Source organism: Defluviicoccus vanus, from assembly GCF_014672695.1.
GTDB classification, from domain to species: domain Bacteria; phylum Pseudomonadota; class Alphaproteobacteria; order Rhodospirillales; family Defluviicoccaceae; genus Defluviicoccus; species Defluviicoccus vanus.
On sequence record NZ_CP053923.1, the window covers coordinates 3144723 to 3158219 of the forward strand.

General features: G+C 63.2%; 15 protein-coding genes and 1 tRNA gene. 10 read left to right on the forward strand and 6 right to left on the reverse strand.

Annotated elements, in window-relative coordinates; genetic code table 11:
- Positions 1 to 58: 58 nt before the first annotated feature.
- A complete protein-coding gene (locus tag HQ394_RS14260) occupies positions 59 to 265 on the reverse strand; it encodes a cold-shock protein (protein ID WP_190260787.1) in 207 nt (68 codons plus the stop codon).
- 616 nt (positions 266 to 881) lie between these two features.
- On the opposite strand from HQ394_RS14260, the gene HQ394_RS14265 reads away from it, so the two are divergent.
- The 5 genes from HQ394_RS14265 to HQ394_RS14285 all read left to right on the forward strand — a co-directional run bounded on the left by HQ394_RS14265 (position 882) and on the right by HQ394_RS14285 (position 4912).
- Positions 882 to 2447: an acyl-CoA carboxylase subunit beta gene (locus HQ394_RS14265; protein ID WP_190260788.1), complete on the forward strand. Its 1566-nt coding sequence runs from the start codon at positions 882 to 884 to the stop codon at positions 2445 to 2447.
- Positions 2448 to 2529: 82 nt separating this feature from the next.
- Positions 2530 to 2877, forward strand: a complete 348-nt coding sequence (locus tag HQ394_RS14270; RefSeq protein ID WP_223291600.1) for a hypothetical protein — start codon at positions 2530 to 2532, stop codon at positions 2875 to 2877.
- 26 nt (positions 2878 to 2903) lie between these two features.
- The gene (locus HQ394_RS14275) at positions 2904 to 3311 is read left to right on the forward strand and encodes a biotin/lipoyl-containing protein (protein ID WP_190260790.1); all 408 of its coding nucleotides are present in this window, start codon (positions 2904 to 2906) and stop codon (positions 3309 to 3311) included.
- Positions 3312 to 3328: 17 nt separating this feature from the next.
- Positions 3329 to 4543 carry a sodium ion-translocating decarboxylase subunit beta gene (locus tag HQ394_RS14280; RefSeq protein ID WP_190260791.1) on the forward strand — a complete coding sequence of 405 codons (1215 nt, stop codon included), beginning with the start codon at positions 3329 to 3331 and terminating at the stop codon, positions 4541 to 4543.
- A 30-nt stretch (positions 4544 to 4573) separates the two neighbouring features.
- Positions 4574 to 4912 (forward strand): hypothetical protein, encoded by a 339-nt coding sequence (locus HQ394_RS14285; RefSeq protein ID WP_190260792.1) that lies wholly within the window; start codon positions 4574 to 4576, stop codon positions 4910 to 4912.
- Positions 4913 to 4941: 29 nt separating this feature from the next.
- On the opposite strand, the gene HQ394_RS14290 is transcribed toward HQ394_RS14285, so the two are convergent.
- Positions 4942 to 5015: transfer RNA gene (locus HQ394_RS14290), tRNA-Gly, on the reverse strand.
- Between the two features lie 150 nt (positions 5016 to 5165).
- Here HQ394_RS14290 and HQ394_RS14295 point away from each other — a divergent pair.
- The 5 genes from HQ394_RS14295 (at position 5166) to HQ394_RS14315 (ending at position 9191) form a co-directional block, all read left to right on the forward strand.
- Positions 5166 to 6125, forward strand: a complete 960-nt coding sequence (locus HQ394_RS14295) for a radical SAM protein (protein WP_190260793.1) — start codon at positions 5166 to 5168, stop codon at positions 6123 to 6125.
- A gap of 135 nt (positions 6126 to 6260) precedes the next feature.
- The gene (gene apaG / locus HQ394_RS14300) at positions 6261 to 6680 is read left to right on the forward strand and encodes a Co2+/Mg2+ efflux protein ApaG (RefSeq protein ID WP_190260794.1); all 420 of its coding nucleotides are present in this window, start codon (positions 6261 to 6263) and stop codon (positions 6678 to 6680) included.
- Between the two features lie 62 nt (positions 6681 to 6742).
- Complete coding sequence (folE, locus tag HQ394_RS14305; RefSeq protein WP_190260795.1) at positions 6743 to 7420, forward strand: GTP cyclohydrolase I FolE; 678 nt, start codon at positions 6743 to 6745, stop codon at positions 7418 to 7420.
- A gap of 61 nt (positions 7421 to 7481) precedes the next feature.
- Positions 7482 to 8861, forward strand: coding sequence for an acetylornithine deacetylase (gene argE, locus HQ394_RS14310; RefSeq protein WP_190260796.1), 1380 nt, complete (start codon positions 7482 to 7484; stop codon positions 8859 to 8861).
- Between the two features lie 144 nt (positions 8862 to 9005).
- Positions 9006 to 9191, forward strand: coding sequence for a hypothetical protein (locus HQ394_RS14315; protein ID WP_223291601.1), 186 nt, complete (start codon positions 9006 to 9008; stop codon positions 9189 to 9191).
- On the opposite strand, the gene HQ394_RS14320 is transcribed toward HQ394_RS14315, so the two are convergent.
- The 4 genes from HQ394_RS14320 to HQ394_RS14335 are packed head-to-tail and all read right to left on the reverse strand — an operon-like array spanning position 9184 to position 13480.
- Positions 9184 to 10365 (reverse strand): hypothetical protein, encoded by a 1182-nt coding sequence (locus HQ394_RS14320; protein WP_223291602.1) that lies wholly within the window; start codon positions 10363 to 10365, stop codon positions 9184 to 9186. The genes HQ394_RS14315 and HQ394_RS14320 overlap by 8 nt on opposite strands.
- 43 nt (positions 10366 to 10408) lie before the next feature.
- Entirely contained in the window at positions 10409 to 11398 is a 990-nt protein-coding gene (gene hslO, locus HQ394_RS14325; RefSeq protein WP_223291603.1) for an Hsp33 family molecular chaperone HslO, read from the reverse strand.
- Entirely contained in the window at positions 11386 to 12297 is a 912-nt protein-coding gene (gene argF, locus HQ394_RS14330) for an ornithine carbamoyltransferase (RefSeq protein ID WP_190260799.1), read from the reverse strand. The genes hslO and argF overlap by 13 nt, the downstream gene beginning before the upstream one ends.
- Position 12298: 1 nt before the next feature.
- Positions 12299 to 13480 (reverse strand): aspartate aminotransferase family protein, encoded by a 1182-nt coding sequence (locus HQ394_RS14335; protein ID WP_190260800.1) that lies wholly within the window; start codon positions 13478 to 13480, stop codon positions 12299 to 12301.
- Between the last annotated feature and the right edge of the window lie 17 nt (positions 13481 to 13497).

Genomic DNA, 13497 nt, shown 5'->3' on the forward strand with positions numbered 1-13497 from the left:
CACATCATCGCTGGCGGTTAGCGCCGCAGCGGCTGGTTCGAGCCGACGAATGCTGTGCTCAGTCGCTCAGTGCCAGATCGACCGCCCTCAGCCCCTTGGCCTCGCGGCGGAGTTGGAAGGTGACCCGCTGCCCTTCGGTCAGCGGCCCCATGCCGGAACGCTCCAACTCCGAAACATGGACGAAGGCGTCCTTTTCACCTTGGTCTGGAGTAATAAACCCATAACCCTTTGAGGTGTTAAACCATTTAACAGTACCCGTCGCCATAGTTATTCCTCATTTAACTTGCCCCTGAACGATTTGGGCAGCACCATACCTACGGAAACGAACCGTCTATAAGGCAGATCTTGTTCGCTACTATGCCGTAGCTCGGCACAGGATGCGCAAGGCACGTCAGATTTTGTGCCGAAGCTTGCTTTGTCTGTCAGTTCGAAGTCAATTGAAAAGCTGATGACGTTTTTGTGCACGCATTACGCGGCGTCGATCTTTATTCGCGCCGCCGCTTGACGAGATCTTCCCCGGGTAGAGGTAAAGCGAAGGCAACGTTTTGATTTGCTGCGATGCAGCAAGTGCTTCTACATCAAGGCCACTATCGGTAGCAATCACAGCGAGTTCGACTATAGTCTAGGCGCGATCAACCCTAAGGTTTGCTTGACACCACGGATCACCGCCCCTATGGTCCGATGCAAACGGGTCGTATATTGCAAAAATGAGATGAAGTTGCTCTTGAGTCTCTGAGAGTGGATCGCGGTCAGGTGGGATTTCTCCCTGCGAATGTACGACTGAGTGTGGTCGGGTCGCGGATGCGTACTCGGCTGCAGAATTAAGGGCATGGGGCGACGGCAGAGGCCGATCGCCTCAAACATAGGGGACGGGGTTATCTATGTCACTCGACAGCAAACTCCGCAAACGGCTGACCGAACGGCGGGAAGTGATTCACGCTGGTGGCGGCAAGAAGAAAATCGAGGAGAGGCACGCAAAGGGCCTGCTCTCGGCGCGCGAGCGTCTGACGACTTTCTTCACGCCGGACACGTTTCAGGAGTATGGCGCGCACATCAAGCACACCTGCACCCACTTCGGGATGGCCGATAAGGACATACCGGAAGACGGGGTGATCGTCGGCACCGGCTATGTCGGCGGTCGTCAGGTNGTGTCTGCGTTCAGCCAGGACTTCACAGTCGTAGCCGGAACGCTCGGAAAGATGCATGCGCGCAAGATCGTCTGGGCGATGGATACTGCGCTCAAGAACGGCACGCCGCTTGTGGGGTTCAAGGACTCCGGCGGTGCGCGCATCCAGGAGGCGGTGGACGCCCTCTCCGGTTACGGTGAGGTGTTCTACCGCAACGTTAATCTGTCGGGCGTGGTGCCGCAGATTGCAGTGATTCTCGGGCCGTGTGCTGGTGGAGCATCCTATTCGCCGGCATTGATGGACTTCATCATCATGACCCGGACCAACGCACAGATGTTCATCACCGGCCCGCAGGTGATCAAGGCGGTCACCGGCCGTGAGGTGCGGATGGAAGACGTGGGCGGCGCCGACATGCACGCCTCGGTCAGCGGCAATGTCCACTTCGTGGCCGAGAACGATGCCGAGGCGATCGCCATTGCTCAGCGCATCCTCAGCTTCGTGCCCAACAACAACACCGAGGATCCGCCGCACGCCCCGCATCCGGAGATCGATTTCGGGCCGGACGAAGGGATGGACGCGCTGGTTCAGTCCGACCCGTCGCAGCCGATGGACATGCACGCCATCGTCCGTCGCGTCCTCGACAACGGCGACCTGCTTGAGGTCCACGCCAGCTTCGCCCGTAACCTGATCGTTGGTTTCGGCCGCGTCGAGGGCATCGTCGTCGGCGTCGTCGCCAACAACTCGATGGAAAAGGCCGGCTGTCTCGACATCGATTCGTCGGACAAGGGCGCGCGGTTCATCCGCTTCTGCAACGCCTTCAACATCCCGATCGTTACCTTCGTCGATGTCCCCGGCTTCCAGCCCGGCATCGAACAGGAGCGGGGCGGCATCATCCGGCATGGCGCGAAGTTGCTGTTTTCGTACTCTGCCTGCACGGTGCCGAAGATCACCATCGTCTGTCGCAAGGCCTATGGCGGTTCCTACCTCGCCATGTGCAGCCAGGAACTGGGTGCGGACGTGGTCTTCGCTTGGCCGACGGCAGAGATTGCGGTGATGGGCGCCGAAGGTGCGGTCAATGTTCTCTACAGCCGCGAGCTGAAGGAGATCAAAGATCCCGACGAGCAGAAGGCGAAGCGCAAGCAGCTCATCGACGAGTACCGGGCCGAATTTGCCTCTCCCTATCTCGCGGCATCGAAGGGCTATATCACCGACATCATCGATCCGGAGCTGACCCGCTCGGTTGTCTCACTGTCGCTGCGCAAACTCCTCACCAAGCGTGAATTGCGGCCGCCGAAGAAGCACGGCCTCATCCCGCTGTGAGCGGGTTGTCCGCAATGATACCGACCACGTGGATGCCCATCGCCAGGCTTGGCCTGGGCATCCTGGATTGGGGAGAAGCGTAGTGACGGACTCCGCACTCAACTTAGCCATCCATACCGCCTTGTTTGCTTACGGGCTGATGGCGGTCATCGCGGTGCTCTCCGCGTTGATGATCAGAGCTATCGTCGTCATCCTCGCCAGGACTCAGGCTAAGAAAGCCGCCCCGCTGCCGACTCCAGTCATGGTTTCGGTCACGCCAGCACGTGACGAGAATGCTGCCATCGCTGCTGCCATCGGCGCCGCAGTGTATGCGATGCTGGGCGCGCATCGTCTGGTCTATATCGGCGAAGCCAAGCCCGGCTTTGGTTGGACGACGGAAATTCGAACCCGGCAGCATACATCGCACACGCCACGCATGGAGCGCCGGTAACGGCTCTGCTTTAAGGAATTTGAACCATGATGAAGCACTTGCGCATCACCGTTGACGGCAAGATCTACGACGTCCTGGTCGAGGATCTCACTGATGACAGCGGCGGTACACTCTATCCTGCACCCGGAACGATGGCGGCGGCTCAGGCGCCGCGTGCCGCGACGGTGGCACCGCCTCCCTCGGCTCCAACCGCCGCACCAGCAGCAACGGGCGGCGGCGGCGATGGTGACAAACTGGCGCCGCTTGGTGGTGTCGTCGTCGAGATCTGCGTCAAGATCGGCGATGCGGTGAAGGCCGGTGACAGGGTCGCCACCATCGAGGCGATGAAGATGAAGACGGCGGTCTCGGCGCACCGCGACGGTACCGTATCGGCAATCCCGGTCAAAGTGGGTGATGCGGTGGACGCCGGCCAGTCCCTGATGACGATTTCCTAATCTGAAAGGGGGCCGAGATGGCCGATGTTGACTTTCTGTCGCTCTTTCAGGGGATTGCCACTCTCGTTGCCTCCCCGCCGAAGATTCTGATCGGACGAATTTGCCTTATCTTGTTTGGCTTCCTGCTGATCTACCTGGGTAAGAAGGGTGTGCTTGAGGCACTGCTGATGATCCCGATGGGACTCGGCATGGCCGCGGTCAACGCCGGTGTCCTGTTCTTCGAACACGGCCGGATGGGAACATTGTTCCTCGATCCGCTGGTGAGCGAGCCAGCGGCCGTTATTAACGTGCTGCAGATCAACTGGCTGCAGCCTGTCTACACACTGATGTTTTCTAACGGTCTCATCGCCTGTCTGGTCTTTCTCGGCATCGGTTCGCTGCTCGATGTGGGCTTCGTCATGCAGCGACCGTTTCGGAGCATGTTTATCGCCATCTGCGCCGAGCTGGGCACGCTAGTGGCGTTGCCGGTCGGCGTCTGGATGGGGCTGCCCATCAACGAGGCAGCGGCAACGGCGACAATCGGCGGCGCCGACGGGCCGATGGTGCTGTTCTCCGCCCTGATCCTCGCACCAAAGATTTTCGTGCCGATCACCGTCGTCGGCTACCTGTATCTCGGGCTGACGTATGGTGGCTATCCTTACCTGATCAAGGCGCTGGTGCCGGCCAAGATCCGCGGCATCGCCATGCCACCGGAAAAGGTCCGGGCGATCTCGGCGACGGAAAAGCTTGTTTTTGCAGTGGTCGCCTGTGTTGCGCTGTGTCTACTGTTCCCTGTCGCGGCGCCGTTGTTCCTCTCTTTGTTCCTTGGGGTGATCGTCCGTGAAAGCGGGCTGACTTACTTCTACGAACTGTTCAGCAACCAGGTTCTCTACGGGGCAACGTTCTTCCTTGGTCTTACCCTTGGCGTATTATGCGAAGCCAATACCATCCTTCATCCGACGGTGTTGATCCTCCTCGTCCTCGGTATCCTGGCGCTGACCTTCTCCGCCATCGGCGGGCTGATCGGCGGATATGTTCTCTACTTCATCTCTGGCGGCAAATATAACCCGGTGATCGGTATCGCCGGCGTCAGTTGCGTGCCGACGACGGCGAAGGTGGCACAGAAGACCGTTTCGGCGGTGAACCCCGAATCGATCATCCTGCCGCATGCGCTAGGTGCCAACATCAGCGGCGTGATCACCAGCGCCATCTTCGCTGCAGTGTTGGTGACGCTGGTTCGCGGTATCGGTTAGTCCCGCAGAGACTCTCGGTAGCAAGTGACCATGTTTCGGCGTGCGCCCCGGTATGCCTTCTGGCTTGCCGGGGCGGCGATCGCTTTTGGGGGAGCATTGGCGGCACGACTGCTCGCCGATGGCGTTCTGGCGGCCTACCGCGTTCCCGTTTGGATCACCGGCTGTGTGTTTATCTTTATCGGCCTTGCCATTGTCTCACTTGGCAACCGCCAGCGACGTGAAGGCGACGGCGACGATAAGGACGACCTAGGGCACGCGAAAACGGACGCGGAGCAGACGGGGAGAAGGAGCACGCTCATCAGCGAACTGCGCGCCTATCGCCGCCGCCGTAGCGGCGATGGCATGGGCGGCACCGAGGATAGCCGCTAGCCGAAAAGCAACCATCCAAACAGTGCGATTGGAGCGGGTGAAGGGAATCGAACCCTCGCCTAAAGCTTGGGAAGCTTTCATTCTACCATTGAACTACACCCGCGCGCTCGCAGCCAGCGCATCAAGAATCTATAGAGCGTCTGCGAGGCGCAGGCAAGGGCGAGGGCTTTGCTGCGGTTAACGCGAATGTCAGTTGCGAGCGGCGCCTGGATTGCCATCTGACTGACGACTCCGACCAACAAGGCAGGTGCCGATGCCCGATACCACGCTCCAGGCGCCCGAACCGGGCGCCCCGGGCAAATTTCATGATCCGGACTGGACGGCCAAGGGCGAAGTCCGCGCCGTGGTTGCGCCAACTGCGCTCAGTACGCTCTGGTTTAACACTGGCAGCCTGTGCAATATCGCCTGCCTTGACTGCTATATTGAATCATCGCCCCACAACGATCGACTGGCCTATCTGACGCTGGCGGAGGTGCGCCAGTATCTGGACGAGGGCGCTCGCGAGCGCTTCCCGGTGGTGGAGATCGGCTTCACCGGTGGCGAGCCGTTCATGAACCGTGCGCTGCCGACGATGCTGGCGGAGGTGCTCGGCCGCGATCTGCGCGCGCTGGTGCTGACTAACGCGATGAAGCCGATGCAGCAGCGCCAGACTGAGCTGCTTGCCCTGGTGCAGCGTTTCGGGACGGCGCTGACCATGCGGGTGTCCATTGATTCCCCGACGCCGGTGCTGCATGAGGCGCTGCGTGGCAAGGGGACTTGGGAGACGATGCTGGCAGGGCTGCGCTGGCTCGTCGCGCACGACTTTCGCGTCCACGTTGCCGGACGAACCCGGTGGGCGGAGGATGCGGCGGTGGAGCGAGCGGCGTACGCCCGCCTGTTCGCCGCCGAAGGCATTGCCATTGATGCCGACGATCCCGTCGCCCTGATGCTGTTCCCGGAAATGGACCTAGCGCGGGATGTACCCGAGATCACTACCCGCTGCTGGAACATTCTCGGTGTTTCACCCGATGCAATGATGTGTGCGTCGTCGCGCATGGTGGTGAAGCGCAAAGGCGCTGCGGCGCCAACCGTGGTTTCCTGTACGCTGCTGCCCTATGATCCCGCCTTTGAGATGGGAACGACGTTGGCAGAGGCGCAGCGTCCGGTGAAACTCAACCATCCCTTCTGCGCTCAGTTCTGTGTCCTCGGTGGTGCCTCCTGTGCCGCTCGCTGAAGGCAGCGGCGAGCTGCCGGCGGCCGCGTTGGCCGCCTTCCGGGCCACGCTGGACAATCGGCGCCGAGGCGTTCATCTTTAGCCGCACGTAACGTATCGACAGTGTCTGTCGATGGCGAAGGAGGTTTTAACGCGATGTCATTCACAGCCACCGAGCCGGCGCATTACATCGCAACCACCCGGGATATCACCGTCGTCGTCAAGCCGGTGTTTCTTGAGGAGCAGTCGGCGCCCGACTCCCGGCATTTCGTCTGGGCCTATCATGTCCGGATCGAAAACGGCGGGCAGGAGACGGTCCAGTTGGTCACCCGGCATTGGCAAATCACCGACGCCAACGGCCACGTGCACGACGTGCGAGGCGAGGGCGTCATCGGCCAGCAGCCGGTGCTGCGACCGGGAGAATCTTTCGAATATGCCAGCGGCACGCCCCTCGGCACGCCGTTTGGCGTCATGGTCGGCACTTATCAGATGCGCGCCGAAAACGGTGAGCAGTTTGACGTGGACATCCCGGCCTTCTCGCTCGACAGTCCCCACCACCGTGTTGTCGTCCATTGAACGGTTGACGAACACCGGGGGCGCAGGGGGCAGTCACGGAGATCGGTGGGAGACGTGCCGGCATGAGCGTCAGTTTTATTGACCCTGAGGCGGCCGAGGCAGATGCCTCTGGTTGCGCTGCGCCCACTGGCGTTGGTGCTACGGCGGGGCGTCCGGCGCGCGCTGAGGCGGAGGCTGCGGTGCGGACGCTAATTCGCTGGGCCGGCGAGGATCCGGACCGCGAGGGATTGCGCGACACGCCGCGGCGCGTGGTCAATTCCTACGCCGAGTTCTTCGCCGGCTACGAAGCCGACCCGGAAGAGATTCTGCGCCGGACCTTCGAGGAAACTGATGGCTACGACGAGATCGTCCTGCTGCGCGATATCCGCTTCGAATCCCACTGCGAGCATCATCTGGCGCCGATCATCGGTCGCGCCCACGTCGCCTATCTGCCGCACCGCCGCGTCGTCGGCATCAGCAAGCTGGCGCGCGTCGTCGACATCTACGCAAGGCGGATGCAGATCCAGGAGAAGATGACGGCGCAGATTGCCAATGCGATCAACGAGATCCTCGAACCCAAGGGGGTGGCGGTGGTGATCGAGGCGGCGCATCAATGCATGACCACCCGCGGCGTGCACAAGCCGGGCGTGGTGATGACCACGAGCCGGATGCTGGGCGCCTTCCGCGACGATCAGGCGACGCGCCGCGAACTGATGGCGATGATCGGCAAGACCACCGGCGGCGAAGGTCTGCTCGCTTGAATGCGGCGCCGGGCGCCGTGCCGCTGGCGGCGCCGGTGGAGCGATCTGGCACGGTGAAGCGATGAGCGATCTTGCCAGTGTCGTTCGGCATATGCGGGCCTTGGTGGCGCTTGATACCACCTCGCATGGCTCAAACCGGGCGCTGATCGATCTGGTTGCCGAATGTCTGGCCGCCGTCGGCGTCACTGCGCACATTCTCCCTGACGCCACGGGTAAGAAGGCAGGGCTCCTCGCCAGCATCGGCCCATTACGGGCCGGTGGCGTCATCCTATCCGGCCACACCGATACGGTACCGGTGGATGGGCAACTCTGGCGGAGCCAACCCTTTACCCTGGTGGAGCGAGGCGAGCGGCTGGTCGGTCGCGGCACCGCCGATATGAAGGGCTTTATTGCCGCGGTGCTGGCGATGCTGCCCGAATTCGCCCGTGCTCCGCTGCAGGTTCCCATCCACCTGTTGCTTTCCTACGACGAGGAGGTGGGCTGCCTTGCCGCACCGGATCTGGTGGCCGTGCTGCAGCAGCGGTTGCCGTTGCCGGCGCTCGCCATTGTTGGCGAACCGAGCGAAATGCGGGTGGCGACCGCCCACCGCGGCATCGCTACCTACACGACGACGGTGCACGGGCGTGCCGGTCACAGTGGCCTGCCGGCTTCGGGGGCGAGCGCCATCGTTGCCGCCTCGCGCTGCGTCGTCTGGCTCGATGCCTTCGCCAACAGCCTGGCGCCAGGGACCCCGGAAATCGCCGGTGATGACGACGGTGTGCTGACGACGACGCTCAACGTCGGTGTGCTTACCGGCGGCAGCGCCGTCAACATCATCGCCTCCGAATGCCGCCTCGACTGGGAATGCCGGCCGGCGCCGGATTTACCNGTGACGGCGGTGGAGTCGCGTTTCAACGCCTTCGTCACCGATGAACTGCTGGCCGACATGCGCCGGCGAGCGCCTGAGGCCAGGATCGAAACGGTGCGCCGGGTTCTGGTGCCGCCGCTGACGCCGCCCGACACCGCCGAAGCGGTGGCGCTGGCGGCGACCACTGTCTCCTGGGCGGGCAATGGTCCGCCCACCACCGTTCCCTTCGCATCGGAGGCCGGCTTTCTCCAGGCGATCGGGCTGCCGACGGTCATCTGCGGTCCTGGCAGCCCGCGGCAGGCGCATCAGGCGGACGAGTACGTCACCGCCCGGCAGTTGCAGGCGTGTGTCGCATTTCTGCAACGTCTCGGGTCTGGGCGCAGCAAGCCGACGACGAGCGCCGCCCGCCTCTTGCGTCGCCAGCGTAGGTTTCGTAAACCGCCGCAGTGGCTCGGTTGGCCGGAAGCGCTCTGCCGTGGCTGTATCGGGCCGATGCTGGTTAGGGTTTACGATACCGAATCGGCGTTGTTTTCTCGAAACGTAACGCTAAGCTGTGAAGTGATTCGCGCTCGTAACACTGCGGAACGTGGGTAGAATTGCCCCGCACGGGTTGGTACTAAGAAATCCATGCAATGCATTCAAGCGATTAGCAGAAAATCGCAAATCGCTTTTGACGTTAGGCACGTAATTCGCCTAGTGTCCCAGCCATCCAACAGGGTTCACGCTAAGAAGCGGTAATTGAAAATGCTCCTCCGGTACATGGATAAGCTTTTTGCCCTGCAACCGCGCGCCAATGCCGTCGAGTACGGCGTCATCGCTGCCGTAATCGGTACCGCAGTGCTTGCTATCCTCCTCGCTTTTGCTGATCCGATCGCCGCCGCTTGTCTTTCCTTCGTCGGCGACTCCGCCCAGACCATCAATTGATCGCAGCCCCTGGCGCCTGCGGTGAGGGCGGCACCAGCGTCTGCACCCCGGCGCAAGGTGGGCGAGGCGGCGCAGTTGTGTCGCGCTCCTGCAACACCGCGTAAACCGCAGCCACCAGGCCCTTAGCGTCCCACCAGCTGATCTCCTTCGGCTGAGCGTGGTCCAGCCCCTGGACCAGGAATGCTTCGGCGTGGCCGGGATTGGCGTTGCGGACGAAGATTAGGCTCTGGTCGGCAGGGATGATTCGGTCGTCTGCGTCATGGACGAGGATAAAGCGGGTGTCGAGGTCGGCGATCCGGCGTTGCTTCAGGTCGAGCGCATTCATCTCGTGCAGCACCGATGGCGGCAGAGCATCGATCAGCGCCGGCACCCGATCCGGATCGGTGTTGGTCAGTAGGGCATAGACCGACTGACCTTCCGCTCCCAACTGCGTTGCCAGATCGTCGACCTTGGCATCGGGATTGTTGAGCTTGCGGTCGGCCATCTCGATCAACGTCAGCTTGTCCTCCTGATCCTGGAGGCGGGCGGCGTTGGTGAGGAGGAACAGCCAGCGCCCGTACCGTTTCGGCTCACGATACTGCCACGGCGCGTCGGCACTGGCGCGATAGTAGCCGGTGGTGACGTAGGTGATCAGCGCCGTCATGTCGTGATACCCGCCGACGGTAAGCAAGAAATCCACCCGATCCCGCGCCTCGGGCTCGAACAAGGCGCCCACGGCTGGACCGACCGCGAAGGATACTGCCCCCACACCCAGCGGACGCCCCGTTGGCTCCGCTTGCATAAAGCAGATGGCGTCGGCGATGGTAACGGTGTCGGTGCCACTCACCTGAAAACGGCGCAGGTTCGGCAGATCGGGGACGAGGACGCGAAACCCGGCCCGTCCCATGGTGGTGGCGAAGGCAACGACCCGGGGATCGTCGCGGCCAAGCCGGGTCAGCCCGGGCACAAGTACCATGTCGGCGAGAATGGGCTGAAAGTTGGGGCGGTACAGGTCAGCGTCGCGTCGGCGCCCATCGACGGCGTAGACGATCTGATCGCGGGTCGGTCGCACCGTCTCCTTCTTCAATTCGCTTGGGCTGGAGCCCGCCTGCACATCGGTCAACACGTGCACCGAGTCGAGCGTTCGCGCCGGCGAACAGCCGCTGGCGAGGGCCACGAGCAACGACAGCAGCATTGCCGTCCGCGCCGCCCGCCGCGGTAGCCGCCTCGCGTGGCGCCTAGCGCGTCGCATAGAGCCGGTCGAGGGCTGGCGCATCGAAGGCATAGGTGAGCTTGCAGAATTCGCAGGTGACCGTGATCCGCCCATCGACCATCAATGCCTCGATTTCTGCCTTGGGAAAGGCGCGCAAGGTGACCTCCACCTGGTGCTGCGAACACCGGCAGCGGTGGCGAAGCGGCCGCTGTCGATAGATGCGAACCCCATCTTCGTGGAACAGCTGGAACAGCAGCCGCTCGTCATCGAGGTCAGCCGACAGCAGCTCCGCTGGTGATACGCTGCTGAGGAGTGCCACGGCTCGTCGCCAATCGTCGTCGCTATCGGACAGGAATGGGTCGATGACGCCTTCGGGCGCCGCCGCCGGCAGCCGTTGCAGCATCAATGCGGCAGCCCGCGGTCGCTCCTGTGGCAACGAGGCGTCGGCAGCGGCAAGGCAGATGGCGGTCTGGACCTGCTCGGAGTGGTGAAAGTAGGCGTGGGCGCACTCGCCGACCGTCGCCCCCTCGAGCGGCGTCACTCCCTGGTAGCGCTCGGTATTCGGGCCCTGATCGACGGTGAACAGCATCTGTCCGGCGCCGATCAGCCGCGGCACCGGACCCGAGGCGACAATGCTGCCGGCGGCCAGCCGGTCGGCATCGAAGCGGGCATAGCCGCGCATGTCCCCGTTGCTGCGGAGGTCCATCATCACCATGTCGACCGGACCGTCGCCTTGCAACTGCAGGGTAAAAATACCGTCGTACTTCAGCCCGCTCGCCAGCACCGCCCCCATCGCCAGCGTCTCGGCGAGGATGATGGCGACGGCTGGCGGATAGCGATCGGGGCCGGCAATGGCCTCCACCGCTGGACCGAGACGAACCAGCCGACCGCGAATACCCGGGGTCTCGATCTGGAACGGCAGGACGTAATCACCGAAGGGGCCGTAGTCTACCACGCCCATGACAGATGTTCGGCGCAGGATGGCGTCGGCAGGCGCGTTGCTCAGCTTAGGCACCAAGCGAGGATGCCCTTCTGGGCGTGCAGGCGGTTTTCCGCCTCGTCCCAGACCACCGACTGCGCACCGTCAATCACCGCTGCCGTCACCTCCTGATCCCGGTGCGCCGGCAGGCAGTGCATGAACAACGCATCAGGCTTCGCCAGCGCCATCATCGCTTCGTCCACCCGGTAGGGCAGGAGCTGGGTCTGGCGCACCTCCGCCTGCTCGATCCCCATGGAGAACCAGGTGTCGGTCACCACCAGATCCGCGTCGGCCACCGCCAACTCGGGCCGCTCGGTGACGGTGACGTCGCCACCTTCACTGCGCGCCCAGTCGAGCAGCGGGCTTCCGGGCTGCAGCGGTAGCGGGCAGGCGAGGCGCAACCGAAAGCCGAAGCGGACCGCAGCGTGCACCCACGAGCGGGCGACGTTGCTGGCATCACCGCTCCAGGCGACGGTGCGTCCCTCGATGCTGCCGCGATGCTCCTCGTAGGTCATGATGTCGGCCATCAACTGGCAGGGGTGCGACTGATCGGTCAGCCCATTGATCACCGGAACCGTCGCGTGTTCAGCCAGTTCCCACAGTTTGCGCTGGTCTGAGGTGCGGATCATGATCGCATCCACGTAGCGGGAGAGGACGCGTGCCGTATCGGCCATGGTCTCGCCGCGGCCGAGCTGTGACTCGCTGTCCGTCAGCAGCAGCGAGTGACCACCCAACTGCAGCATCGCCAGCTCGAAGGAGACGCGGGTACGCGTCGACGGCCGCTCGAAAATCATCGCCAGCGCCCGACCCTCCAGCAGGGCCGCGTCCGCGCGCGTCTTGTGCCGCGCTTTCAGTTCGCCGGCGCGGACGAGAATGCGCCGCAGCGTGGCCCGGTCGAAGCGGTCGAGGTCGAGGAAGTGGAGGGGAGTTGTCATCTCAGGCCGCTTTCGCCGCCAACTCGGTGCAGCTCTGCTCGATGATGCGGACGGCCTCGTTCACCTCGGCCGCGCCAATAATCAGCGGCGGCAGCAGGCGGACCACGTTGTCGGCAGCGGGAATGGCGAGAAGGCCGTTCTGCTGCAGCCGGTCGATCAGCATCCGGTTCGGCACCACCGATTTCAATCCCAGCATCAGCCCTTTGCCACGCACCGCGGCGAGGACGCCCGGGTGTTTGGTGGCAATCTGCTGCAGTCCTTGCTGCAGCGACGTGGCAACGGCGCGGACATCGGCAAGGAAGCCCTCGTCGTTCACAAGATCGAGAACGGCATTGGCCACGGCGCAGCCAAGCGGGTTGCCGCCAAAGGTGCTGCCATGACTGCCGAAGGAAAAGGCGGATGCCACCGCGGCGGTGGCGAGACAGCCGCCGATGGGGAAGCCACCGCCGAGGCCTTTGGCGACGGCCATCAGGTCGGGAGCCACATCGTCCCATTCGTAGGCAAACAGCCGGCCGGTGCGACCCATGCCACACTGGATTTCGTCGAAGAAGAGGAGAAGACCGTGCCGGTCGGCAAGCGCGCGCAACCCCTTGAGGTAGCCGGCGGGGGCGACGTTGATGCCACCTTCGCCCTGCACCGGCTCCACCAGGATGGCTGCCGTCTGCGGGGTGATCGCCGCTTCGACGGCGGCAATATGGCCGAATGGCACGTGATCGAAACCGTCCACGTCGGGCGCGTAGCCTTCGCGATACTTGGGCGAGGCGCCGGCAGCGATCGTCGCCAGGGTGCGGCCGTGGAATGAGCCTTCGCAGCCGATGATCCGATAGCGGTCCGGCGCGCCGTTGAGGTCGTGGAACTTGCGCACCAGCTTGATCCCGCACTCCACCGCCTCGGCGCCGGAGTTGCAGAAGAACGCCGCATCGGCAAAGGTTGCCGCCGTAAGCCGTGCGGCCAGCCGCTCCTGTTCGGGGATGCGGTACAGGTTCGAGCAATGCCAAAGCAGCTTGCCCTGTCGTTCCAGCGCTGCCACCAGATGCGGATGGCAATGGCCGAGGGCGGTCACCGCGACGCCACCGCCAAAATCCAGGTAACGTCGACCGTTCGTCGCGAAGAGGTAAGGGCCTTCCCCTTTCTCGAACGCGAGATCGAAACGATCATACGTCGCCATAACGGCCGGCTGCATCCTGGCCTCCCAAAACA